23 protein-coding genes and 1 pseudogene are annotated in these 24153 nt (G+C 42.2%); 7 read left to right on the top strand and 17 right to left on the bottom strand.

Translation table 11 applies throughout. From position 1 onward, the window contains the following. The 3 genes from EL162_RS06555 to EL162_RS06545 all read right to left on the bottom strand — a co-directional run bounded on the left by EL162_RS06555 (window position 1) and on the right by EL162_RS06545 (window position 6353). Entirely contained in the window at window positions 1-2256 is a 2256-nt protein-coding gene (locus tag EL162_RS06555; RefSeq protein ID WP_227543454.1) for a site-specific recombinase, read from the bottom strand. 430 nt (window positions 2257-2686) lie between these two features. Then, window positions 2687-4465: an acyl-CoA dehydrogenase C-terminal domain-containing protein gene (locus EL162_RS06550; protein ID WP_126330941.1), complete on the bottom strand. Its 1779-nt coding sequence runs from the start codon at window positions 4463-4465 to the stop codon at window positions 2687-2689. A gap of 64 nt (window positions 4466-4529) precedes the next feature. Beyond that, complete coding sequence (locus EL162_RS06545) at window positions 4530-6353, bottom strand: acyl-CoA dehydrogenase C-terminal domain-containing protein (protein WP_126330939.1); 1824 nt, start codon at window positions 6351-6353, stop codon at window positions 4530-4532. Between the two features lie 175 nt (window positions 6354-6528). On the opposite strand from EL162_RS06545, the gene EL162_RS06540 reads away from it, so the two are divergent. The 3 genes from EL162_RS06540 to EL162_RS06530 all read left to right on the top strand — a co-directional run bounded on the left by EL162_RS06540 (window position 6529) and on the right by EL162_RS06530 (window position 7966). Then, window positions 6529-7068, top strand: a complete 540-nt coding sequence (locus EL162_RS06540) for a helix-turn-helix domain-containing protein (RefSeq protein ID WP_126330937.1) — start codon at window positions 6529-6531, stop codon at window positions 7066-7068. A gap of 68 nt (window positions 7069-7136) precedes the next feature. Continuing rightward, a complete protein-coding gene (locus EL162_RS10015) occupies window positions 7137-7319 on the top strand; it encodes an IS3 family transposase (RefSeq protein WP_158078467.1) in 183 nt (60 codons plus the stop codon). A 14-nt stretch (window positions 7320-7333) separates the two neighbouring features. Next, window positions 7334-7966: an IS3 family transposase gene (locus tag EL162_RS06530; RefSeq protein WP_170161426.1), complete on the top strand. Its 633-nt coding sequence runs from the start codon at window positions 7334-7336 to the stop codon at window positions 7964-7966. Between the two features lie 83 nt (window positions 7967-8049). Here the strand turns inward: EL162_RS06530 and scpC are convergent, their stop codons facing one another. The 8 genes from scpC to EL162_RS06490 all read right to left on the bottom strand — a co-directional run bounded on the left by scpC (window position 8050) and on the right by EL162_RS06490 (window position 17648). After that, window positions 8050-9576: a succinyl-CoA:acetate CoA-transferase ScpC gene (gene scpC / locus EL162_RS06525; protein ID WP_076555206.1), complete on the bottom strand. Its 1527-nt coding sequence runs from the start codon at window positions 9574-9576 to the stop codon at window positions 8050-8052. Window positions 9577-9771: 195 nt separating this feature from the next. Beyond that, window positions 9772-10867 (bottom strand): peptide chain release factor 2 gene (gene prfB / locus EL162_RS06520; RefSeq protein ID WP_126330933.1). Its coding sequence is split into 2 segments (ribosomal slippage): window positions 9772-10794 and window positions 10796-10867, totalling 1095 coding nucleotides; the frame shifts between segments, so codons are not numbered across the junction. 305 nt (window positions 10868-11172) lie between these two features. Then, window positions 11173-11895: a YidB family protein gene (locus EL162_RS06515; protein ID WP_126330931.1), complete on the bottom strand. Its 723-nt coding sequence runs from the start codon at window positions 11893-11895 to the stop codon at window positions 11173-11175. Window positions 11896-12078: 183 nt separating this feature from the next. Beyond that, window positions 12079-12561 carry a hypothetical protein gene (locus EL162_RS06510; protein ID WP_126330929.1) on the bottom strand — a complete coding sequence of 161 codons (483 nt, stop codon included), beginning with the start codon at window positions 12559-12561 and terminating at the stop codon, window positions 12079-12081. A gap of 9 nt (window positions 12562-12570) precedes the next feature. Continuing rightward, window positions 12571-12834 carry an FAD assembly factor SdhE gene (locus EL162_RS06505; RefSeq protein ID WP_126331697.1) on the bottom strand — a complete coding sequence of 88 codons (264 nt, stop codon included), beginning with the start codon at window positions 12832-12834 and terminating at the stop codon, window positions 12571-12573. Between the two features lie 71 nt (window positions 12835-12905). Then, window positions 12906-13970 carry a type I glyceraldehyde-3-phosphate dehydrogenase gene (locus tag EL162_RS06500; RefSeq protein ID WP_375537697.1) on the bottom strand — a complete coding sequence of 355 codons (1065 nt, stop codon included), beginning with the start codon at window positions 13968-13970 and terminating at the stop codon, window positions 12906-12908. Further along, the gene (locus EL162_RS06495) at window positions 13957-15807 is read right to left on the bottom strand and encodes a DEAD/DEAH box helicase (protein WP_126330927.1); all 1851 of its coding nucleotides are present in this window, start codon (window positions 15805-15807) and stop codon (window positions 13957-13959) included. Before EL162_RS06495 ends, EL162_RS06500 begins: the two co-directional genes overlap by 14 nt. Window positions 15808-15899: 92 nt before the next feature. Continuing rightward, entirely contained in the window at window positions 15900-17648 is a 1749-nt protein-coding gene (locus tag EL162_RS06490; RefSeq protein WP_126331695.1) for a glutamine--tRNA ligase/YqeY domain fusion protein, read from the bottom strand. Window positions 17649-17874: 226 nt separating this feature from the next. Here EL162_RS06490 and EL162_RS06485 point away from each other — a divergent pair, with 226 nt between their 5' ends. Then, a complete protein-coding gene (locus EL162_RS06485) occupies window positions 17875-18384 on the top strand; it encodes a peptidylprolyl isomerase (RefSeq protein WP_076555200.1) in 510 nt (169 codons plus the stop codon). A 2-nt stretch (window positions 18385-18386) separates the two neighbouring features. Further along, complete coding sequence (locus EL162_RS06480; protein ID WP_126330925.1) at window positions 18387-19208, top strand: UDP-2,3-diacylglucosamine diphosphatase; 822 nt, start codon at window positions 18387-18389, stop codon at window positions 19206-19208. 94 nt (window positions 19209-19302) lie between these two features. On the opposite strand, the gene dusA is transcribed toward EL162_RS06480, so the two are convergent. From dusA to EL162_RS06465, 3 genes are all read right to left on the bottom strand, one after another. Next, the gene (gene dusA, locus EL162_RS06475; protein ID WP_076555198.1) at window positions 19303-20268 is read right to left on the bottom strand and encodes a tRNA dihydrouridine(20/20a) synthase DusA; all 966 of its coding nucleotides are present in this window, start codon (window positions 20266-20268) and stop codon (window positions 19303-19305) included. Window positions 20269-20617: 349 nt separating this feature from the next. Then, on the bottom strand, window positions 20618-21049 hold the full coding sequence (locus EL162_RS06470) for a hypothetical protein (RefSeq protein WP_126330923.1): 432 nt from the start codon (window positions 21047-21049) through the stop codon (window positions 20618-20620). After that, entirely contained in the window at window positions 21046-21558 is a 513-nt protein-coding gene (locus tag EL162_RS06465) for an alkaline phosphatase family protein (protein WP_126330921.1), read from the bottom strand. The genes EL162_RS06470 and EL162_RS06465 overlap by 4 nt, the downstream gene beginning before the upstream one ends. Before the next feature lie 43 nt (window positions 21559-21601). Between EL162_RS06465 and EL162_RS06460 the strand changes: the two genes are divergently transcribed. Beyond that, window positions 21602-22302, top strand: a protein-coding gene (locus tag EL162_RS06460; protein ID WP_446030805.1) for an IS1 family transposase whose coding sequence is annotated in 2 segments (ribosomal slippage) — window positions 21602-21650 and window positions 21650-22302 — 702 coding nt in all. Because the reading frame shifts where the segments join, the coding sequence is not laid out codon by codon here. 18 nt (window positions 22303-22320) lie between these two features. Further along, window positions 22321-22538, top strand: a pseudogene (locus tag EL162_RS10400) (IS1595 family transposase); the annotation flags it as partial. A 154-nt stretch (window positions 22539-22692) separates the two neighbouring features. On the opposite strand, the gene EL162_RS06450 reads toward EL162_RS10400, so the two are convergent. The 3 genes from EL162_RS06450 to EL162_RS06440 all read right to left on the bottom strand — a co-directional run bounded on the left by EL162_RS06450 (window position 22693) and on the right by EL162_RS06440 (window position 24055). Further along, a complete protein-coding gene (locus EL162_RS06450) occupies window positions 22693-23094 on the bottom strand; it encodes a hypothetical protein (RefSeq protein WP_126330919.1) in 402 nt (133 codons plus the stop codon). A gap of 23 nt (window positions 23095-23117) precedes the next feature. After that, window positions 23118-23324: a hypothetical protein gene (locus tag EL162_RS06445; protein ID WP_126330917.1), complete on the bottom strand. Its 207-nt coding sequence runs from the start codon at window positions 23322-23324 to the stop codon at window positions 23118-23120. 260 nt (window positions 23325-23584) lie between these two features. Further along, complete coding sequence (locus tag EL162_RS06440) at window positions 23585-24055, bottom strand: hypothetical protein (protein WP_126330915.1); 471 nt, start codon at window positions 24053-24055, stop codon at window positions 23585-23587. Window positions 24056-24153: the final 98 nt, after the last annotated feature.

Genomic DNA, 24153 nt, shown 5'->3' with positions numbered 1-24153 from the left:
TTATTTGGGCAGTTTTGGTGGATTGGCAGGTTTTGGCAATGGATTGATAGCAATCTCGTCATCTTCAGCATCATCGACTGACTTGGGCGGATTGTCCAATTCATCGTTATGATACGCCTCAATTGCTTCACGAATATCCTCTGGCTGATTGTCCGCCTTTTCTGCCTCTTCTTTTTCTTTGGGCTTGCGACCCAGTCGGCGAACGATAGAATCTGAGAAAAAGCGAGTTTCTTTGGCAGGACTTGCCTCCTCAAAAATCATCTCACCAAAGCTGTTAATCTTGGCATATTTGACCGTTTGTTTGCGTGGCCAAAAGAAATCCAGAGGGCGAGCAAAAAAATGTCCCACAACCATGCTGTATAGGCGTTTCCATTCCATGAATTTCACCTCTTTGGAACGCAGTGCCACCATCAAAGCAAGAGAGAAACTCACCATCAAGTTTACAAAACCAATCAACAGCACGCCAATAAAAGACAGGGTAATAACCTGCCAAGTTAAATGTTCAGGCGATAGATAATACAGCCCATGCACAAAGTTCGCCGAAGCAAAGGCAATGTGGCGAATATCAAGCGGTAATCCCAGCATATAACCGACCGTTGCCGTACTGCCCAAGAAGCAACCAAAGATAAAATTACCCATGATTGCACCCAAATTTACCTCAACAAAACCGCCCAATTTATCCAGCCATCGCTTGGGCATCAAGCGAATCAAGAGCCAATGTCGCCGAATACGCTCGCCAATCTTATTATACGCTGCCAAATTGTCATAATAACCCGCAATCAACCCAGAAACGAACAAAAACACCCCAGCAATTGCCGCATGAGGCAAGGCTAATGAACGAATCGGGTCAAGTTCATGCAGTAATTTTGCCGCCTGAGCACCATCAATCATTGGTATGGGCTGAAAATACGACCACGCCATGGCAATCAGCAGTGCCACAGGCATGGCAACGGAGATATTACCCAAAATTGCTACAAACTGTGTTCGTAAAATATCAACAATCAATTCAGATAACTTGGTTAGCTGCTGAGTTTTTTTGCCAGAGGATTCTGAAATGGTAGAGGCAATCGCTGCCGCTGTCATTGCTGGCTGCTTGGTTGCCACCGTACCACGAGCAATATGAATGAACACAAAGCCCAAGCCATAAATCATGCTATTGACAAACGCCCTGCCAATCGGTGCCAATGCCAAATGGTAAGCCAAAGTTTTCAGCGTAGCCATAAAGCCAATAAACAAACCGCCGATTGCTGCCTTTTGGTACATTTTGCGATAGCCCGTACTGTCAGTACTGATATAATGCTCACCGACACGACTGGCATTTTCGGTAACTTTTCGCGACAAAAGCCGAGTATTGGACTCGATTAACGAACCAAAACTATAGCGAGTTTTGGCGGTTTGTACCACCTCCACGGTCAAATCCACCACCGCCTGATCTCGCTTATGCTCTGCATCAGAAACCAGCTCAACCAATGTACGCATACGCTGCAAGCTCTGCTCCAACCGAGCCAGCATATTGGTCAGACGAATTGATATCCCTGTTTTATAAACTCGCTTGCGTAAAGTATCAACAATATCTTCACACTGCTCAACCATCACCATCAAAGGAGCAGGGTCAATGTCATTTTCGGGCATGACATCCGTCATCAAATCCAGCTCATGTGCTTGACGGTATTGATTGACAAACAAAATCGCCTCTTGGTTTTGAGCAACAAAAGCTGCCGAATAATTCAACAGTTCAGGATAAAAATTCATCAGCTCAGGGTGCAAACCAATACCACTGATACGATACGAAAGCACAACAATGGCGTTTAAAATGCTGTTTTTGGCCTGTGCCACGAGGCTTAAATCTTTTTCGTCAGGACGAATCAATTGCACCAGCTCGTCCCAACGCTCCTCACTGATGGACTCAACCCACCGCCAATCACTGCGTTTATCAAACAAATAATTGGCAAGCTCCACCACCGAATCTTCTTCTGGCAATAATGGCAAAAACCGATGGCTAATCAGCCTTGACACACTGCTAGAAAAACTCTGATCCGAAGCAATGCCCGTATCGGTATATAGCGTAATTTGGCGATATTTGTTAATCAAGCGTAAAATAAACGCCGCCAAACCTGCACCATATTCAGGATTGGTACGCAAAATTTCGATCAGTTCATCAATCTTGGCATCTGCCGATTCGTTATTGCCATCAGCAACTCGCAAGGCATCAATCAGACGCTTTAGCGACTCGGGCTCAGGCAATTCCTGCAGCATCGTAATGCGTTGTAATATCTGCTCAAGACCTGAAGTGTCAGTCAGCACAATCAAACTCCACTTAGCACAAAAGGCAATCTACACCCACACAATCAGCACCGTGTGTTTTCTTGGGTGAATTTATGATAAATATAAAATACGCCACTGTATCACACTTGGCGGTATTTGCCAAATTTCAATGGTGAATTTATGATAAAAATTGTATCAAAATCTTGTTATTTTTTAATATTTTACTGATAATTTTTAATTTATAAAAAACAATTTGTCAAATCAATCACTCATGGCATTTCTTACAGAATGTTCAATTTAAAATATCAAAGCAACCAGTAAATAATAAGTTGTCTTAAATAAATAACTTATCATAAAAACTGTATTAATAAAAACAGAACGGTCAGCTTGGCTGCCGCTCTGATTTAATATGCCGATTGCATCAATGGTTTATAAAAAACTCATTATCAAACACCATCAATGTCGATGAGCCTGCCTTTGCCATGGCACTGTGCGTGTATAAATTTGGCAAAACGCGTGCCACAAAGTACTCTGCCAGCTGGCGGCGTGATTCATAAAACTCACCCGTCTTGCCATCGCAGGTCTTAACAATCAATAAATACATATAAGCATAGCACAGATAACCCACGGCGTGCAAATAGCTAACACTGCTGGCACTGATTGCATTGGCGTCTGATTTGGCTGCTTGCATGAGTGATTTGGTTAAACTGTCAATCTCCAAAACAGCCTGCTGCATGGCGGTGCCGATGCTGTGATTGGGTACGCCTTCCAACTCGGCACGAATTTCATCAAGCAAGGCAAATAACGCACGGCCTTCATCTTTAATAACTTTGCGACCAAGCAAATCCAGCGACTGAATGCCGTTCGTTCCTTCATAAATCTGTGAAATTCGTGTATCGCGTACAATCTGCTCCATGCCCCATTCTTTGATATAGCCATGCCCACCAAAAACCATCTGGCAGTCAAGTGCCGCCTCAAAGCCCTTATCTGTCAAAAATGCCTTAGCAATCGGCGTCAAAAGAGCAATTTTGGCTTTGGCAGTAGCCACCTCATCGGCATCATCAGCAAATTTACTGATATCCAACTGCTTGGCAACATACATAGCAAAGGTGCGTGCTGCAACGCTGTTGGTTTTGGCATTTAACAGCATACGGCGAACATCAGCATGGCAGATGATTGGGTCGGCAGGTTTGTCAGGATTTGCCACACCAGCATCAGCACGCCCTTGCAGTCGTTCACTGGCATAACGAGCGGCATTTTGATACGCCAGCACACTTGCCCCCAAGCCTTGCAGTCCCATGGTTAGACGCTCATAATTCATCATAACAAACATGGTAGCAAGCCCTGTATTTTCTTGCCCAACCAAATACCCTGTCGCCCCATCGAAGTTTAGCACACAAGTTGCCGAAGCCTTAATGCCCATTTTATGCTCAATAGAGCCACAAGAAACAGCATTTCTTTCGCCCAAGCTGCCATCATCATTGACCAAAAACTTTGGCACAATAAATAGCGAAATGCCCTTTGTGCCAACAGGTGCATCAGGGGTCTTGGCAAGCACCAAATGAACAATGTTTTCTGTCAAATCATGCTCACCACCAGTAATAAAAATCTTCGTGCCTGTGATGGCATAGCTGCCATCGGCGTTTGGCGTGGCACGAGTTTTAATAATGCCCAAATCCGTCCCTGCGTGTGGCTCGGTTAAGCACATTGTCCCCGACCAAGTTCCTGCATACAGCTTATGCAGATATTGCTGCTTTTGCTCGTCGCTTGCAGCTGTCAACAGACACAAGCACGCACCGACGGTTAGGTTTGGATACAGGGCGAAAGATTGATTGGCGGTAAATAACATCTCCTCAGCAAGCATGGTTACCATTTTTGGCATGCCCTGACCACCATATTCAGGATCACCACCCAGTCCAATCCAGCCCGCTTCGGCATATTGACGATAAGCATCAACAAAGCCTGCTGGAGTGGCAACTTTACCCTCACCCAGATAACTTGCCCCCTCGTTATCACCAGATTGATTGATGGGCAATAAGGCTGTGCTGGCGAATTTTGACATTTCTGCCAAAATCATCTCCACCGTATCTATATCAACATGATTTAGCTGGCTGTGCTGTTGCCAAAAATTCTTTGCATCAAATACCTCTGACAAGGTAAAACGCATTTCGTCAAGTGGTGCAGTATAAGTCAAAGACATAAACGAATCCTTTGTTGGTTATTTGACCAGTCTTATCGACCAGAGATTAATTTTTTCATTATTTTTAATAAATAAATTGCTCAATATCCATTGCCATCACAGTTGCTGAACCCGCCTTGATACGAGCCACATGGGTCTGAGTGCGTGGTAATATTCTACCAAAATAAAATTGAGCGGTTTTTATCTTGGCATCATAAAACCCAAAATCCCCTTGTAAGGATTGCTCACCATCACCAAATGTGGCAAGTTTTTGATACGCCACAGCAGCCTGTCTTGCCCATAAATATGCCAAAGCTACATAACCGCTATAATACAAATAATCGACCGCTGCCGCACCCACATCATCTGCATTAGAAGTGGCCGCCACCGCCAAAGACTGGGTCAAATTCAGCCATGTTTTCACCAAAGCCTGCAAAGGTGTGATGAACTGCTGCAAGTTGTCATCATCTGCATATTTTGCACAAAACTCATCAATCAGTGTTGTAAAATTAACAAGCAGCTGCCCTTTGGAGCCAAGCACTTTACGCACCAACAAATCAATCGCTTGAATCTCTGTTGTGCCTTCATACAAGCAAGCAATGCGAGTATCGCGGACATTTTGCTCCATGCCCCATTCGCTAATATAACCATGCCCGCCATAAACTTGCACACCGTGATTGGCTGATTCAAAGCCAGTTTCGGTCAAAAACGCTTTGGCAATCGGTGTGAGCAATGACAACATCTCATCGGCAAATTTCACATCAATACCATCTATGCCCTGACCTGCCTCAATCATATCAACATATTGCGACAAAAAGTATATCAAAGCTCGTCCACCTTCGGCAAATGCTTTGGTGGTCAATACCATTTCTCGTACCGCTGGGTGATGAATGATGCGATCGGCGGCTTTGTCAGTATCTTTAACCCCTGTCATGGCACGCATGGCTGTGCGGTCTTTGGCATAGCGTATCGCACCCTGAAAGGCAAGTTCCGATGCCGCCAAGCCCTGAATTGCAGTGCCAATGCGTGCCACATTCATAAAGGTGAACATACAGTTTAGTCCACGATTTTCAGGGCCTATCAAATACCCTGTCGCCCCATCGAAGTTTAGCACACAAGTTGCCGAAGCCTTGATGCCCATTTTATGCTCAATAGAGCCACAAGAAACAGCGTTTCTTTCGCCCAAACTGCCATCATCATTGACCAAAAACTTTGGCACAATAAATAGCGAAATGCCCTTTGTGCCAGCAGGTGCGTCAGGCAAGCGTGCCAGAACAATATGAATGATATTTTCTGTCAAATCATGCTCACCTGCTGAGATGAATATTTTTTGACCTGTGATGGCGTAGCTGCCATCGGCGTTTGGCGTGGCACGAGTTTTGATAATGCCCAAATCAGAGCCAGCTTGCGATTCGGTCAGACACATCGTCCCTGACCAAGCCCCTGTATTTAGATGCTGTAGATAAGTGTCTTTTTGAGCTTGTGTGCCATGATGTTCAATGGTGGCAATCGCCCCATGGGATAAACCGGGATACATTGAAAATGCCCAGTTTGCCGCCCCTGTCATCTCATCAATCGCCTTGGCAAGCGAACTGGGCAAACCCAAGCCACCATAAGTTGGACTGGCAGCCAGTGCCGTAAAACCAAGTTCACAGTAGCTTTGATATGCTTGCTTAAAGCCTGTGGGTGTAAAAACCTGCCCATCAACAAAACGGCACCCCTCTTTGTCCCCCACGCTGTTTAACGGCGATAAAACTGTTTCGGCAAAATCAGCTGCCGTCTGCAGATAACTATTAACCGTCTGATTGTCCAATTCCTGATAAGCAGGCAATCGCTGATAATGTGCTTGGCTGTCCAATAATTCGTGCATAACAAATTGCATATCACGAAGCGGTGCGACATATTGCATGGCATATCCTTTTTATTTGGTTTAAAGTTTAACAAAAATTTATTAATAAAATAACCAATAGCAATCATCAATGCAAGCCTTCATAAATGACTGATGGGTCATCATGAAAAAACCGCCCATTTGAACCGCACCCCAAAAGTTAGACATTCCACTACTAACTCTTGGGGTGCTTTCTATGGCAAAATACACACTTGATTTCAAGCTGTCTGTGATGGCCTATTATCAAAACAATCACAGCTACAAACGTACAGCAAAACATTTTGGTTTAGACCACAAAACAGTAGAGCTTTGGGTCAAACTCTACCAAACACACGGTATTGATGGTATTAAAAGACGAAGAACCAAAGCCATCTATGACACCACCTTTAAACTTAACGCTGTACAACAAGTTCTTCTTGGCAAATCTTTGACACAGCTTGCCATAGAGCTTAATCTACCACAACCTGCTTTACTGTCAAACTGGTTAAAGTCCTATCAAAGCTTTGGTATAATGGGACTTACTCCCAAACCCAAAGGCAGAAAAGCAATGCCAAACAAACACAACACCAATAAAGACAAAACAACCAAAAACAAATCAACAAGCAAAACTAAGCCACAAGATGATGACTATGCCAAACTTCTAAAACGCCTAGCATACTTAGAAGCAGAAAACGACTACCTAAAAAAGCTCGATGCCTTAATTCGTCAAAAGGAACAATCAAAGAACAAGTCCTGATTGTTCAAGAATTAAGGCATAAACACCCTCTAAAAGATTTGTTGGTAATCTCAAACCTGCCAAGAAGTGTGTTTTATTACCACATTCGTCAAAGTACAAAGCCTGACAAAGACCAATTCCTAAAAGAACGCATTAACCACATCTACCATAAGCACAAAGGCAGATATGGGTATCGTAGAATTACCTTAGAACTCAACCATCAGCTTAACAATCAAAATCTTGTCATCAACCACAAAAGAGTGCAACCTTAATGCAAGCAATGGGCTTGAAATCCAAAATCAGACAACGAAAATACAAAGCCTACTCCTCTTATCAAGGGGAACACCAAGACAAGATTAAAGACAATGTCCTACAAAGAGACTTTAAAGCCACAAGACCCAATCAAAAATGGTCAACTGATGTAACAGAGTTTAAGGTGCAAGATGAGGCACAAAATGGCATAATCACAGAGAAAAAACTGTATCTATCACCCATCATAGACTTGTTTAATGGCGAGATTGTCAGTTATGCTCTCAATGAACGACCTACTTATGACTTGGTTAATGAGATGTTAAGTAATGCTTTATCTAAACTAAGACCTAATGAAACACCCATCATTCATTCAGACAGAGGCATACACTACCAACAGTATCATTATCAACAAACTTTAAAGGAACAAGGCTTAATCCAAAGTATGTCAAGAAAGGGTAATTGTCTTGATAATGCAGTCATTGAAAGTTTCTTTGGGACACTCAAACAGGAAATCTTTTATGAACAAACCACTTTCACATCCATCAATGAGCTTAAAACAACGATTGATGAGTACATTCATTATTACAATTATAATAGAATAAAGACCAAACTAAAAGGACTAAGTCCTGTCAGATACAGAAGCTTAGTCCTTGGTCAAACCACTTAGCTTTATCAACCTAACCTTTAATCTTGTGTCTAAGATTTGGGGGTCGGTTCAATGATAGAGCGGTTTTTTGCATTGCAAACAGGTTATTTGATACGCATATCGCCAGTTTCGATAAAACGCTGATGCCATGACAATGCCTCAAGTAATAGGTGTGGCGTATGGATACCGCCTGCTTTTTCGCTAGCAACCAATGCACGATCATAATAATCTTGTAGCATATCACGATAGTCAGGGTGTGAACAGTTATTGATGATCAATTTGGCACGCTCACGCGGTGATTTGCCACGCAAATCCGCCATGCCTTGCTCGGTAACAATAAACATCACATCATGCTCAGTATGGTCATGATGGCTCACCATTGGTACGATGGCAGAAATTGCCCCACCTTTGGCGGTTGATGGGCTGACATAAAAACTAAAGAAGCCATTACGAGTAAAGTCGCCAGAGCCACCGATACCGTTCATCATGCGAGTACCCATAACATGGGTTGAGTTTACATTACCATAAATATCCGCCTCAATCATTGAGTTCATGCCAATCACCCCAAGACGACGAATAATCTCTGGGTTGTTGCTGATTTCCATTGGGCGTAGGATAATTTTGTCTTTTAAGAACTCAATATTTTCATTGAAGCGTTGTAGTGCATCTGGACTAAATGACAAGGCAGTGGCAGATGCTGTTTTCATTTTTTTTGCCAAAATCAGATCCAGCATACCGTCTTGCAAAACTTCGGTATAGCCCACCAAATCATCAAACGGTGCATCCAGCAGTCCTGCCATTACCGCATTGGCAACATTACCAACACCTGATTGTAGTGGTAACAGGCTTTTTGGCAGTCGCCCTGCCTTCACTTCATGATCCAAAAAGTCGATGACTTGGGCAGCGATACGCTTAGAAACCTCATCAGGTTCAGCAAACTTAGAATTACGATCACCTGCATTGGTCAGTACAATCGCCACAATCTTATCGCTATCACACGCCAAGGCAGGTGTGCCAATGCGGTCAAACGCTCCTACAATCGGGATTGGCTTGCGGTGCGGTGGCAAACCAACATCACCGTACACATCGTGCATGCCCTCAAGCCCCGTGCTAAGTGCCGCATTAATCTCAATGATAACTTTGTCGGCATTTTTGACCGCTTCTACACCATGACCAATACCCATAGCAAAGATGATTTCGCCATTTTCGGTAATGCCAGCCGCCTCAATAATCGCAAGGTCAAATTTTCCATAAAAACCTTGACGCATTTGTTGCTCTACATGCGACAAGTGCATATCTTGGTAGTTGGTATTGCCTGCATTAATGTTATTACGCAATGTCGGATCTGACTGAAAAGGCGAACGAAAATGCACAGCATTAGCTTCGGCAAGCACGCCATCGCATTCAGGTGCCGTAGATGCACCAGTTACCATGCCGATGCTGAACTTTTCGCCTTTGGCATGAGCAGCCTTTGCTTTGTTGGCAATGGCAGTTGGTAATGCTTTTGGATAACCTGCACCCGTAAAGCCTGTAATGGCAAGATTCATGCCGTCTTTGACAAATTCAGCTGCCGCTTCGGCACTCATGACTTTTTCACGCAGGGCTGCGTTACGAATACGATCAATAGACATACTGTCTCCTTATAACTTTTACTATAAGCTAATTGCTACTGCGATTGTAGCACTATCACCAAATAAAATAAATAGCTAATACAAAACTTGTGATAAATTATATCTGCTTTGCCACAAAATATTAGTAATCATTGATGGCTATAATAAATAAAAAACCGACTGGTTGGTTTTTATTGATACCAAGATAAATATCACTTACAATCCTGCCTTTAGGCTGGCAACAATAAATTTATCCAAATCACCATCAAGCACCGCACCAGTATTTGAGGTCTCCACGCCAGTTCGCAAATCTTTAATGCGTGAATCATCAAGCACATAAGAGCGAATTTGTGAACCCCAGCCAATATCTGACTTGCTGTCCTCCAGTGCTTGCTGTTTCTCCATGCGTTTTTGCATTTCTAGCTCGTACAACTTGGCTCGTAGCATTTTCATTGCAGTATCTTTGTTGGCATGCTGGCTTCGTTCATTTTGGCAAGCCACAACCACGCCAGTTGGTTGGTGAGTGATACGCACCGCAGAATCGGTGGTATTAACATGCTGACCGCCTGCACCGCTAGAGCGATAGGTATCAATGCGTAAATCGGCAGGATTGATATCAATTTCTACATTATCATCAATCTCTGGCGATACAAAAACCGCCGCAAATGAGGTATGGCGACCATTATTGCTATCAAATGGTGATTTACGCACCAAGCGATGCACGCCAATTTCGGTACGCAACCAACCAAAGGCATAATCACCCTTGACAGCGATGGTTGCTGATTTTATGCCAGCGACCCCACCTTCAGAGACTTCCATCACCTCCGCCTTAAAGCCATGAGATTCACACCACCGCAAATACATTCTAAGCAACATCTGTGACCAGTCTTGAGCCTCTGTGCCGCCCGAGCCTGCCTGAATGTCAAGATAGCAATTATTGGCATCCATCTCGCCTGAGAACATTCGCTTAAATTCCAGCTCTTCAACCTTTGACAGTGCCAAATCCAACTCAGCTTGCACATCAGCAAGCAGGCTCTCGTCATCAGCTTCGGTGGCAAGTTCCAACATTGCTACCGCATCCGCCAAACTACCATCAAGCCCCTCGATAACACCGATAATGCCATCAAGCACTGATTTTTCTTTGCTGATTTTGGTGGCGACTTCAGGGTCATTCCAGATTTCGGGATTTTCCAGCTCTAGGTTTACTTCTTCTAGGCGTTCTTTTTTGGCATCAATGTCAAAGATACCCCCGAAGATCTTGACCTCGCTGGGTTAGGTCTTTGATTTGTTCTTGATACTGGGCGATTTCCATACATACTCCTAATCACTATTTATCATCAAAAATCAGACCAATTATACCAAATTCAGCGACCACTTACCACTGACACATTTCGCCCTCTATCACAAAACCACCGCCGAGACTAATGCAGGCTAAAATATCTACCATACAAACTCATAAGGATTTGATAAAATCAAGCGATACCAGTTAAATATTAAAAACAATTAATAAATTTAAATTTATAATTATCAAATCAATGCCGCTAATTTTACCACTTTAGCCACGGTGTTGCCCACCCAATAAAAAAGCCGCCCAAAGGCAGCTTTTAAGGCACTCAATTAAGCTTGAGAGGATTTCATTTTTGTCAAGATTTCAGCAATTTCATCATTGGCTTGCTGCTCATTACTCAAATCACCCTCTGGGGTCAAATCATTAACCACCTGTGGCAACAGCTCGGCAATGCCTTGGCATACCTCGCCATGAGTCGCCCCTGTCTGCTCACAAACTTGCTGAATCTGCTCATTGCCAAACAAGCGTGCCACATCGCCTGCATCAATCCCATCGTTATTGGTATCGATATTCACCCAAGATTGGGCTTTGTTTTCAAGTCCACTGTTAGAAAATTTACCTAAAATTCCCGACAAACCGCCATTTTTTTGGATAAAAGTCAGCACCACAGGCAATAATGCCACCAGCAACGCACCTTTATTAATGCCTCCTGATGATTTTGCCACGCCACCACGAGATTGACCAAGTACACTACCCAAAACACTGCCTAGGTCGCCTGCACTGGTGTTTTGATTATTTCCACCCAATAATCCGCCCAATACAGCTTCTAAGTTGGCACCTTGGCGATTGCCAAGCTGTGAACCAAGCACACTTCCTAACAAGCCACCCAAGCCTGCATTGCCCTGTGCTTGCGATTGCCCTGCCATGCCTGCCAATGTACCCAGCAAACCACCCAAACCGCCTTGATTTTGCGGTTGTTGCGACTGCTGGGACTGTTGTGATTGGACGGCGTTTTTTAGCACTTCGCTAAAGACATTTTGTAATAAACTCATAAAAATTCTCCACTAAAAGCAACTTATTCTTATTTATCTTAACAAAACAAACAATTAACCCATAGCAGATTTTTGTAATGATTTTTAAAAATTGTTAGCGATATTTCATTGATTGTAACAAATAGCAACCAAATCCAAAACAATAATCACGCGATTTATCACCTTGTCATTGCCATAATTAAATTACGACAATTTTTGAACTTGGCTGGATAATTTTGCCAACGCTGCCAATGTGGCATAGTCAGCCGCGGTCAGCTGGTCGACAAATATCGTGGTGGTCAACCGTGATTTTTTGGGAATAACAACATAAAAATCCAATACAACAGCCGACACAAACCCCAAATTCACCAATTGAATACGCTGCAAATAGGCTTGGTAAATTAACTCTGTGCCATCTTTATCCGCTGGAATGGCAAGCAACCATACGCCATCAATTTGTCGGGTGCTAAGTTTGCTTATCGCAGATGATAGGTGATTTTTATAAGATATGCTTAATAATAAAAATAGTAACAATAGCAATAGCCATTGCCACCATGCCACTGCCGCCACAAAACAAATCAAGCCAACCATGGCTGACATCAGCCACCATAGATACCACGCTATCTTGCTTGGTTGTAGCTGAATGTCCAAAATAAGCAAATTCTTATCGTTGATGATTTGCTTCATAAATATCAATTAATCTTTAGCGTATCTTAATTCTTTTAGTTTATTGATTAATTCGGCAACCTCAGGCTCTTGCGGTATTTCTTGACCCAAAAAAAACAACAGCAAATCTGGATCTTCATAATTTAACAGTGTTGCAAACGCCGCCTGCTCTTCATCACTTGCCTGCAAATAATGCAGCTTAACATACGGATCGATATAAAAATCCAGCTCTTTTAATCCACGGCGTGCCTGATAAATAATGCGTCTTTGGGTGGCGGTAGGTTCAATATTCATGCTGTCAGTCATAATAGCTCCATAATTTATTATTGCTAAATTTATATTTTAAAATAAATCAGAAACAATGCTCAGCTGGGACAAAGTGCTAATTTTTGGCACATTTGTAACAAGCGATTGGCATAACCCCATTCATTATCATACCATGCATAGATTTTTATTAACTCGCCTGCCTGCATGAGCTGCTGACCGTCAATGACCAAAGAATGACGATTGCCAATAAAATCGCTTGATACCAAAGGCTCATCAGTATAAGCCATGATGCCCTGTAGCCTGCTTTGGCTTGCGGCAATTAAGGCGGATTTTACACCATCGCAGTTTTGTGGCGTGTTGAATTTTACGGTGATATCAATCGCTGCCACATTGATGGTCGGCACTCGGATAGAATGTCCGTTGATTTTGCCACGCATGGTCGGCAAAACTCGCTCGGTTGCATTGATACTGCTTGAGGTTGTTGGGATAATATTATGCCCACTGGCACGAGCACGGCGAAAATCACGATGAGCCTTATCCAGCACGCTTTGGTCGGCGGTAACTGCATGAATCTCTGTCATCATCACGCTGTCAATGCCAAAATCACTATCCAACACCTGTAGCAGCGGCACCAACGCTTGGGTGGTGCAAGATACGCCAGAAATAACAGACAGTGTGCGACTAAGGCTATTATCATTAACGCCAATCACAATGCTTGCATCAACCTCATCAAACGGTGCAGCACCAACTATCACCTGTGCCGCCCCTGCCAGCTTGTGCTTTGTGGCATCACGATAAGAGCGAAACTGCCCTGTGCATTCTAGCACAATATCAATGCAGAGCCCCTCCCATGGCAGTCGCTTGGGATCTGATTGCTGCAAAAGCAAAATATCACACGACTTGCCACCAGCCGTGATAGACAAATAAGTATCCCCACCTTTATCCAGCAGACAAACTTGCGTGCCATCATCTTGCCCAAATCGCCCGTGCGTGCTGTCAAATTTTAACAAATGCAACAAAATATCAGCATCTGCCACATCATTGATTGCAACAATTTCAATCAGCGAAAAATCCGCAGGATATTTGACATAAGCACGCAACAAATTACGCCCAATCCGTCCAAAACCATTAATTGCCAATCGTAATTTTTCACGCTTCATCATCTGCCCCATCTTTGCCATCTGCCTGTATGATAAAGGGCAATGCCAAACGAATCTCGTTGTGAGGATATTTTTCTCTTAATTCATCAAAAATTGGTGTGATTTTTATATCATCAAGCAGCTCGCCTTGTGCCTGTAGTCGCTGTATGGCAGCGGCAATCTCATCTAGCACGCTTTGCTCGGGGCAAAATTGCTCAATGGCACCAATCCCCATCGCCTTGGCAATGGCAGCCAAATGCGTAATGATGGTTGATACTGCCAAGCTGCGTTTTTTGGCGATTTGCTGCAAATCAAGACCTGCTTGCACACAATTAAAAGTTTCATTAACCGTTGCAGTTAGGCCATTTTGTAGCACGGTTGCCGACTTAGATTCTGCTGATTTGGCTTGCTTGGCTTGTCTTTTTTCGGTCAAATATTTTAGATTTTCTGCAATGACTTTTTCATCTGTAATGCCATCACACACCTGAATAAACGCTCGGTGTATCTCTGCCAATGCCTTATCATCAAGGCTATTGAACTTTTCTTCGTGCTCTTTGGATAATTCAATGAACCGCAAATCCACCCGCTGCACCCATTCGTCAAGCAGTAGGCTTTTTAGGTTAAATCCCAGCAACTTCAAGCCAGCCAAGCTACGCAAACGCGACAACGCCACATAACCCTGCCCCATCTCAAAAGTCTTGGATAGGTCAATCTCAGCAGCATCTAGCGTCATGCCCTGCGATTTATGCACAGTAATCGCCCACGCCAAGCACAATGGCACTTGGGTGAAACTTGCCAGCACCATGCCATCTTTGTCCTCAATCGTCCATTCCTCAGGCTCTGCCACCAGCTCACCACCGCCATTTAATCGTACAAGCGGATAGGCTTTTTCGTCCATGTTGGATTCTGTTTGCTGCGTATAACGCTTGCCAGAGCTGCCAACAAACCCAATCACCTCGCCCATCGTACCATTATAAACGCCCAAAAGTGGCAGATTTTTAACAAACATCACCTTGGCACCGATGGCAACTGTCAATTCGCTCGGTGCTCGCACGCTTTTTGTAAGTGCCTCTTGCAGTGGCTTTTCGCCCATTGTGGCTGCTTGATAAGTGATGGGCTTGGTTGGCAATTGTTGCAACTGCCGCTGATTGATGGTATCGACATCGGCATTATGCGTGTACAATCGTGTACGGTTTAGGTCAATCGTATGATTTTCGGTGGCTTGTAGTACATCAACCGCCTGCTTGGTTACCGTCTGACTGCGAATTTGGTTTAAAATATCATTAAGCGACAAGCCAAAAGTCTCTCGCTCTCCAGCACCTGCTTGTCTATGTTGCTCGGTCAGATAACAAATCTGAAACTGGCAAGCAAGCCACGCCTGCGACATAAACGCATATTTTTCCTTTGAGGTTTCGCCTTTTTCGCCAATCGGAGGAAGCTGAAAAAAATCTCCCGAAAAAATCACCTGCATACCGCCAAAAGGCAGCTGACTGTCGCGAAAGTGCTTCAGTACGCCATCAATGGTATCCACTTGCTTGGCGTGCAGCATGGAAATTTCATCAATAATCAGCACCTTGGTTTTTTTTAATCGCTCAACAAAATCTTCGCGTGCTTGTAGCTTGGCAAGATTGACTTTTTCAAGCTCGTTATGAATGCCAATGCCAGACCAAGAATGTATCGTCATGCCATTCATGTGCGTTGCTGCAATGCCTGTACTGGCAGTAATTGCCACAGGCACGCCACGCACACGCAAATAATCAATGTACTGATTTAGCACATAGGTCTTGCCCGCACCTGCCTGTCCAGTCAAAAACACATTCTGCCCTGTTTGCAAAATTGCCAAAGCGGTGGCTTGTTTCATAGCATTATCCAGCGTATCTGCTTATTGTTGCAGCCGTCTTTTCACCTAAGTTCAAGCAGCTTAAATTAAGATTGACCGCAAAACTTCAGTGCTTATTCAGGCTTGAAGCTGTCTTTTAGCCCAACAATCTGGTTAAATACAGGTGTTGTTTCGCTATGCTCCACAGCGTCAGCAATAAAATAACTCTCACGCTCAAACTGGAATCGCTCACCTGATTTTGCCTTTGCTAAATCAGGCTCAATCACCGCCTGACAGACCGTCAGTGAATTGGGATTGAGATGCTGATAAATCCATGCACTGTCAGCATCAGCTGCATCTGGCACTGTGGTCGTGTCAGTAATTTCATCATCTTCTAGCAACAAATGCTCATACAGTCGCACCTGTGCTGGTACGCCATGCGTTGCTGATACCCAATGAATCACGCCCTTGACCTTGCGACCCTCGGGATTGTTGCCCAGCGTCTTCTCATCAATACTGGCAATCAGCTCAACCACCTGACCTGAATCATCGGTTTTGTATTCATCAACTTTTAGCACATAGCTATTACGCAGACGAATTTCGGGATTTTCTGGCGATAGGCGTTTATAGCCCTCTGGTGGAGTAACCTCGAAATCGGTTTTGTCAATATAAATGGTCTTGGTAAACGGAATGCGACGCTCGCCCATTGGCAAAGTCGGGTGCTTTGGCTGCACAAGCCATAACACTTCGCCATCAAACTCTGCAACTGTTTTGGGATTTTTTAGCTGTGCAAACTGTGCTACCGCCTCATCAAAGTTGGTGATGCTCACCTTAAGCGGACGCAGGACTGCCATGCCTCGTGCCGTGCTATCTTCCAGCGATTTGCGTACGCTAAATTCCAGCATGCGATAATCCACCAAGCCATCTGATTTGGTTACGCCAATACGCTCACAAAAATCACGCAAGCCCTCTGGCGTGTAACCACGGCGACGCATACCTGCAATGGTTGGCATTCTTGGGTCGTCCCAACCAGACACCGCACCCATCTCTACCAATCGCTTAAGTTTGCGTTTGCTGGTAAGTGTATGGTCAATGTTCAAGCGGCTAAATTCATATTGGCGTGGCGGACGCTCAAAGCCAATTTTATCAATCACCCAATCATAAAACGGACGATGATCCTCAAACTCTAGCGTGCATAAAGAATGCGTAATGCCCTCAATTGCGTCCGACAGCGGGTGAGCAAAATCATACATCGGATAAATGCACCACGCATCAGCGGTCTGATGATGATGAGCGTGCATGACACGATAAATCACAGGATCACGCATATTCATATTTGGGTGTGCCATGTCAATTTTGGCTCGCAATACCGCACCGCCATCAGCATACTTGCCATCTTTCATATCAAAAAAGCGTGCCAAATTCTCCTCGATGCTGCTATCACGATATGGCGAAGGCGTGCCTGCCTGATTAAACGAGCCGCGATTGGTGCGAATCTCATCGATACTTTGCAAATCCACATAAGCATCACCCTGCTCAATCAGCTGCACCGCCCATGCATACAGTTGATCAAAATAGCCAGAAGCATAACGCACCTGCCCTGCCCAATCAAAGCCCAGCCACTGCACATCTTGCTTAATGCCATCAACAAAGTCTTGTTTTTCGGCAGTTGGGTTGGTGTCATCAAAACGCAAATTACACGCACCACCAAACTCAGCCGCCACGCCAAAATTTAGGCAAATGGACTTTACATGACCAATGTGCAAAAACCCATTCGGTTCAGGTGGAAAACGCGTCAAAACCTGCTCATGCTTGCCTGTTGCCAAGTCCTCACGGATAATACTGCGGATAAAATCGTTTTTTTCAGTAGATTGAGTCATGATGTCGTCCAAGTGATATAATGTAAATATTGATTATTTTAGCAGAATTGACACAATTTTTGTGAACAAAATTAACCAAATAAGTTTTGATGGCATAAGTGATGCAAATTAAGCATAAACCTGCTCGCCAAAAGCATATTGGCAAATGATAAGAAAACCACCCAAAAATCAGCAAGCTGTGTTATAATTATAAATTTAATCAAAACCTGTTAATTTAAAGGATACCATCATGGATATGCCAATTGTAGAACTTGACACCAGCTATGGCGTTATCGTGCTTGAGCTAAATGCCGAAAAAGCCCCTGTTACCGTTGCCAACTTTTTGGATTATGTAGAATCTGGTCATTATAATGGCTTGGTGTTTCACCGTGTGATTGACGGCTTTATGATTCAAGGTGGCGGTATGGATGCCGAAATGAACGAAAAACGCACAGGCACACCAATTAAAAATGAAGCCGACAATGGGCTAAAAAATAGCGTTGGCACGATTGCCATGGCTCGCACCAGCGATCCACATTCAGCCACTGCACAATTTTTTATCAATGTCAAAGACAATGACTTTTTGAACTACTCAAGCCCAACGCCTCAAGGTTGGGGCTATGCTGTCTTCGGTCGTGTGATTGACGGCATGGATGTGGTTAATCAAATCAAAGGCGTGCCAACAGGTCGTTTCGGCTATCATGCCGATGTACCAACAGAGCCTGTGGTCATCAACACCGCCAAAATCATCAAAAAATAACCATGCACAGCGTTGATGATTTTTTGTACAAAAAGCCGTCTGAAATTCAGGCGGTTTTTGTTAGTGATTTGCACCTATCAGCTGACACGCCCAGATTGACGCAAGTGTTTATCAAGCTGATACAACATCTGCAACAATTGCCAAACCTATCCGAACTGTATTTGTTGGGCGATTGGCTTGATGGCTGGCTTGGTGATGATGACTATCTGGATACGGCCGATAAAACTACGCATTGGCTACACCCTGTCATCACTGCACTACAAAAGCTCAAGGGCGTGCAGATTTTTGTGATGCATGGCAACCGCGATTTTGCCATTTCACAAAAACTGTGCAACAGCTTTAATGGTGTGCTGCTTGACGAACCATTTTTCCTAAAAACCCCAACCGCCCGCATTCGCCTTGAGCATGGCGATGCTCTGTGCACCGATGATGTGGCATATCAACGCTATCGTGCGATTATTCGCAATCCAATTGTTAAGTTTTTATTATTAAATATGCCACTTAGTTTTCGCCAAAAACTTGCCAACAATATCAAAACTCAAGCAACCACCCAAAAACACAACAAATCTGCAACCATCATGGATGTTAATGACCAAGCCGTACAGGCCGCTCTGCATGGCTGCGACATATTGCTGCATGGGCATACGCACCGCCCTGCCAGCCATCAATACGGGCAAAAAACTCGCATGGTGCTTGGCGACTGGCAAGACCAAACACACCAGCATGACAGATGCGTTCATGCTGTCATTGCTTTATTGGTTGATCAAAAACTGCACTTGGCAAAATTATCAGAAAAAATAATTAAAAACAATAAGTTGCATTAACACAATCCCACGATTGACCCAAGTTTAACAAGGACGAATTGATAGGCTTTTCATCGCCAACAATTGCCTTATTATTCATTATTTCTAATAAGTATTAGACATTGTTATGCAGCAGTACATACTCACCTGCTTGGCGAATTTGCTCAAGTGTCAAAACCGATTTGCCGCTTAATTGCTGTCGCCAATGGCGAGCCCCTGCCATGCCCTGAAACAAGCCCAAATAGTGTCGGCTTAGCGTTGCCAAATTTGCCCCTTGCTCCGCTCTGGTGTGCAAGTATGCCAGCAGTTTCTCAAAAATCTCTCGATGGCTTGGTACGCTCCGTTGCCACAGAGTATTGCACTGTGCCATCAAATACGGATTGTGATAAAACGCTCGACCAATCATCACGCCATCAACTCGTTTAAGATGCTCATCTATTGCCGATAAATTATCAATGCCGCCGTTGATTTCGATGGTTAATTCGGTAAATTCTTCCTTGAGCCGATACACCTCCTGATAACGCAGGGGCGGAATTTCTCGATTTTCTTTGGGTGATAAGCCCTGCAGCCATGCCGTGCGTGCATGAACAATAAAACGCTTGCAGCCAGCTTGAGCAACCTCTCCGACAAAATCACGCATAAACTCATAACTGTCATGATGATCGATCCCAATCCGATGCTTGACAGTGATGGGCTTGTCGGTTGCCTCACGCATGGCACGCACCATATCAGCAACCAGTTGCGGTTCAGCCATCAAGCACGCACCAATTCGATTGTGCTGCACCCTGTCAGACGGGCAGCCAACATTGATGTTGTATTCATCATACCCCCCACAAATCGCCTCCGCTCGCTCGATGGCAGCAGCCATATGAGACGCGTCAGAACCGCCCAGTTGTAGCACTACAGGGTGTTCTTCATTCGTAAATCGCAAAATATGAGCGGCATCACCCTTTAAAATAGCACTGGTGCTAATCATCTCGGTATATAAATAAATATCAGGGTTAAAAAAGCGAGCAAAATTCCGAAAATCACTGGTCGTCCAATCAATCATTGGTGCAAGGCTGATACGCTTATCTTTCATAAAATCAACTACTTGTAAATTTTTTATTAAAATCAATGGTTTAAATTTGATTTATTTTTTTGTTTGCTTATTGGCACTTGTGTTTTTTTGCTATTATACGCTATTTAGCAACTATCTCCAAACGCCCTGGTTTATTGCCTGATATATAATCGTTGATTCTCTTTGAATACGCCCTAGGTGGCACAATAATTGTATTTATTTTTGGCAATGCCGCCTGTCATAGTCCACCCCCAAACTTATCCTTGTTCTCCATTATTGCCTTCTTGGTTTTTAAGTGGCAGAAGTTTCGCCTTGTCCGTTGTGGTGGGCGATTTCGTGGTTTGGGGTTTAGTAAAGATACAAGACATCATTATGGACACTTATATTCATAACTATATTTATTTTTATGAGTTCTCATATCAACAATGTTATCACCACTCATATAATTACCTATCTGATCTTTAGGTATATTTTTCTCTTCAAGATAAGAATAAAATTTGCTAGAATATTCCGTTTGGTAAACTTCTTTACTGCATACATCAATTATAAAATATATAATATTATCACTTGTGTTTTTTATGGTGGTTGATCCATGAATATAATGTTGATGAATATACCAACTATCAACAGCTGTAACCACTCCCCCTACTTTTCTCCCTCTATAAATAATATAATAATTGCCATCTACCATTCTTTTTATTTTTACACCATCTGCTATTTCAAAACTTCTAAAATAGTATTCTAAACACGCAAAAACAAATATCAGAATTATCATGCATATAAAAATGCTAATTTTCTTCATCTATTAACATCCAAAATTTTATCAATATTTTCAGACCAAGCACCTGTGATCTTATAGGGCTTGCCATTCGGATCATAAGAACCAGGAATCCAATTAAATGTATCATAAGGGTCTTCAAATACATCACTGAATTGATAATTAATAGTTCCTATAACACGATATTTACCATTAGGCAATTTATTAATAGTGCCATCAAATTGACCAGAAATTACACCTGAACCAAAAGCCCAAACTCCAATTTCCGAACCCACATTATAAGAGCTATTAAATGTATAGTTTCTATTGCCTGCCTTAAACTTGGTAACAATTTGCTCGGTAAATCTACTTTCTATAGAACCCGACATACCAAATGCTCCCTTTTTTTTAACAGTACTGTGCAATAATGGTGCAACTCCTAGTTGATCTATTGTTAAGGGTTGTCCGTTGCCATAAATATAATGCCCAAGCATTTGCTCATTCGTTACAGGAGTTAATAATTGGGTAGTAGCCCAAAAAGTATGCTGTAACAAAAACTAAAAAGACAACTTGCACAAAAGTTGGTAATTTACGGTTATGAAGACACAAATTACCATTACTTGCCCAAGTTGCCTATCGGTTAGTATAAGAAAAATGGCATAAAAAGCTATGGCAAACAAAACTATTTTTGCAAAGATTGTCATAAACAGTTTGTTCATCATTTACAGCTTACTTACAAAGGTTGTCAATCTTACATAGATAACAAAATACGCTTAATGTTAGTTCGTGGTTGTAGCATTGCTGACATTGTGATACTTGAACAAGTGAGTAAGGGCAAAGTGCTTAGTGTGCTTGCAAACAGTAATCACCAAATCAAACCAAGACAAAAGCATTACAATACCTTAAAGATAGATGAGTTTTGGACTTATGTGGGTAACAAGAAAAACAAAGTTTGGCTCATCTATGCGTACGATAGACACACAGGTGAGATTGTTGCCTATGTATGGGGCAAAAGAAACCTTGCTACTGCCAAACAGTTAAGGTCAAAACTGATGAGTTTAGGTATAAGTTTTGATAAAATTGCTTGTGATGATTGGGACAGCTTTCTGACGGCTTTTAAGCACTCTATCAAACAAGTGGGTAAACACTTTACCGTTGGTATTGAAGGCAATAACACAAGGCTTAGAACCTTTGCTAGGCGAGCATTTAGAAAAACGTGTTGTTTCTCTAAAAACCTAACCAATCATCTTAAAGCATTTGACTTGGTGTTTCATTATATCAACTATGGGTGGGTGTAGCATACTTTTTGAACCAGGGTCCTTGAGTTCAATCGCAATACAATCAATCATCGGTTTGGTGTTTTTAGACAAGAAATCTATGAGTATTAAACCAACCAAAAACGCTTATGATACGGTGAAATTGAACTGGATAAAAGCTATTTTGGGGCAAAGCAACAAAGAGGCTTTCACGGCAAGTTAAAGCAAGGTCGTGGCACATAAAACAACCTGTTTTTGGTATCTTCAAAAGAGACGGCTTGCTAAATTTAACGGTGTTACTGTCAACTTTGAACGCAACGACAAAGAATGTGAATGGCGTTGGAACAAAGATGTTGATGAGTTACAACGCCATTTATGGAGTTTGATTAAGTGAGATTTTTAACTTTGATGGTCGAGAGCCTTTTGAATTATTCAAGGTCTAAATCCTAATTTTTTTTCGAATTCTCTCCAATCATCAATCTGACCTTCAATGATTCCTTCGTAAACTTCCCACTGATTATCTAAAAAATATTTTAAAACTGGGTGCATATACTGATTTTGTGAATTTAAGTATAAATTTTCATCTATGCTCCAATTGTTTTTTCTTATTCTGTTTGCAATTTCGTTGTCAATATAGAAGTAAGAAATCTGACATTCAAAATCCAAAATCTCAATTTCCTTAATCTCGTCTAATGTAAAAACATTAAGTCCAAATTTATTCTCAGAGCTACATAAAAAATACCAACAAGTTTCATCAAAGCCGTTTTTAGACAAATATATTGAATAAATGTAAATATAATTATTTAACAAACTATCTTTTGCTCTAATCAACATCTTTTTAACTCCTTAAATTCTTGTTATTCAACTGAGGTTATCTTAATATCATAAGCCTTATTTGTCTTATGATTGTATTGATAATGTATAACTACCGTCTTTCCATCATTACTTCTCATTTTGGCTTCCATCTTTTGAAATCCTGCATCTTTGGGGAATCTAGGATCATTATTCATACCATTTAAAGGTTTACCAGCGGTCTTAGGGTTTTTAACAACTTCACTCCACAATATTTGCTCTTGAATGTTTCTTGGTGCTGTTACTTGCGGCGGTCTACCATCAGGTTTGGCCGTGCTGATATTTTCAGCATCTTTGATTAACTTTTCATCTCTAGCTTTTTTACTGGCTTGACTACTTAAAAAATCATTATCAGGCTCATACCCATTTGGAGTATCTTTATAAGCAAAGATGCTTTTAGCCAGCCAGTCTCTTTAATCCAAAATGAGTGTTCTGCTGTGGTTTCTAGGGTTTCTATTTCTCCTTGGTTGTTTTAACCGTTTTCCTGTTCGCTATAAATCCCAATAGCCAGAATTATTTGGTCTAATATTAAATCTGAATAATCTGATAAATAATTAGTCATAATTTCTGCACCTATTACCTCATCATATTCATCTTTATGCATTAAATATAGTGTATCTGCATAAAATTCAAAATTATATATTTTATGCACATCGATTAAATTATCTCCTATAGAAACATTTCCTAATAATTTTCCATAATAATTACCACATACTATAATTGAATTTAGGGAACAATCCTTTCCAGAAAATATTAATAAAACGTCATTATTCCAATAACATGAAATTATTCTTTCACCAACATTGTTATTGAGTATATTTTGACTGTAAATATCTTCAATATACCAATAACCCTCTGTAGATTTAATGGGATTATTGGAATACCATCTAGATAAAAACTCATCTGTCGCTTTTTTTATATTTTGCATTTTTGATAAAATCATTAAAAGGCATGCCTAGCTCAAATCCAGCAGAACTGTGGAAAGGAATTATTTCAGCATCTAGTTTTGGTATTATATATTTCATTTCTTTATTCTCCAAG

Origin of the sequence: Moraxella cuniculi (assembly GCF_900637105.1) — a bacterium.
Taxonomy (GTDB): domain Bacteria; phylum Pseudomonadota; class Gammaproteobacteria; order Pseudomonadales; family Moraxellaceae; genus Moraxella; species Moraxella cuniculi.
Note: the sequence above shows the minus strand (reverse complement) of the source record. Positions and strands in the feature narration are given on the sequence as shown.

Coding starts and splice junctions, on each gene's coding strand:
- EL162_RS06510 (WP_126330929.1), bottom strand. CDS start 12,561: ATGAAGCAAATCATCAACGATAAGAATTTGCTTATTTTGGACATTCAG.
- EL162_RS06485 (WP_076555200.1), top strand. CDS start 17,875: ATGGATATGCCAATTGTAGAACTTGACACCAGCTATGGCGTTATCGTG.
- EL162_RS06480 (WP_126330925.1), top strand. CDS start 18,387: ATGCACAGCGTTGATGATTTTTTGTACAAAAAGCCGTCTGAAATTCAG.
- EL162_RS06450 (WP_126330919.1), bottom strand. CDS start 23,094: ATGTTGATTAGAGCAAAAGATAGTTTGTTAAATAATTATATTTACATT.
- scpC (WP_076555206.1), bottom strand. CDS start 9,576: ATGTCTATTGATCGTATTCGTAACGCAGCCCTGCGTGAAAAAGTCATG.
- EL162_RS06470 (WP_126330923.1), bottom strand. CDS start 21,049: ATGAAGAAAATTAGCATTTTTATATGCATGATAATTCTGATATTTGTT.
- EL162_RS06540 (WP_126330937.1), top strand. CDS start 6,529: ATGGCAAAATACACACTTGATTTCAAGCTGTCTGTGATGGCCTATTAT.
- EL162_RS06515 (WP_126330931.1), bottom strand. CDS start 11,895: ATGAGTTTATTACAAAATGTCTTTAGCGAAGTGCTAAAAAACGCCGTC.
- EL162_RS06545 (WP_126330939.1), bottom strand. CDS start 6,353: ATGCAATATGTCGCACCGCTTCGTGATATGCAATTTGTTATGCACGAA.
- EL162_RS06550 (WP_126330941.1), bottom strand. CDS start 4,465: ATGTCTTTGACTTATACTGCACCACTTGACGAAATGCGTTTTACCTTG.
- EL162_RS06500 (WP_375537697.1), bottom strand. CDS start 13,970: ATGATGAAGCGTGAAAAATTACGATTGGCAATTAATGGTTTTGGACGG.
- EL162_RS06440 (WP_126330915.1), bottom strand. CDS start 24,055: ATGATTTTATCAAAAATGCAAAATATAAAAAAAGCGACAGATGAGTTT.
- EL162_RS06505 (WP_126331697.1), bottom strand. CDS start 12,834: ATGAATATTGAACCTACCGCCACCCAAAGACGCATTATTTATCAGGCA.
- EL162_RS06495 (WP_126330927.1), bottom strand. CDS start 15,807: ATGAAACAAGCCACCGCTTTGGCAATTTTGCAAACAGGGCAGAATGTG.
- dusA (WP_076555198.1), bottom strand. CDS start 20,268: ATGAAAGATAAGCGTATCAGCCTTGCACCAATGATTGATTGGACGACC.
- EL162_RS06555 (WP_227543454.1), bottom strand. CDS start 2,256: ATGCTGCAGGAATTGCCTGAGCCCGAGTCGCTAAAGCGTCTGATTGAT.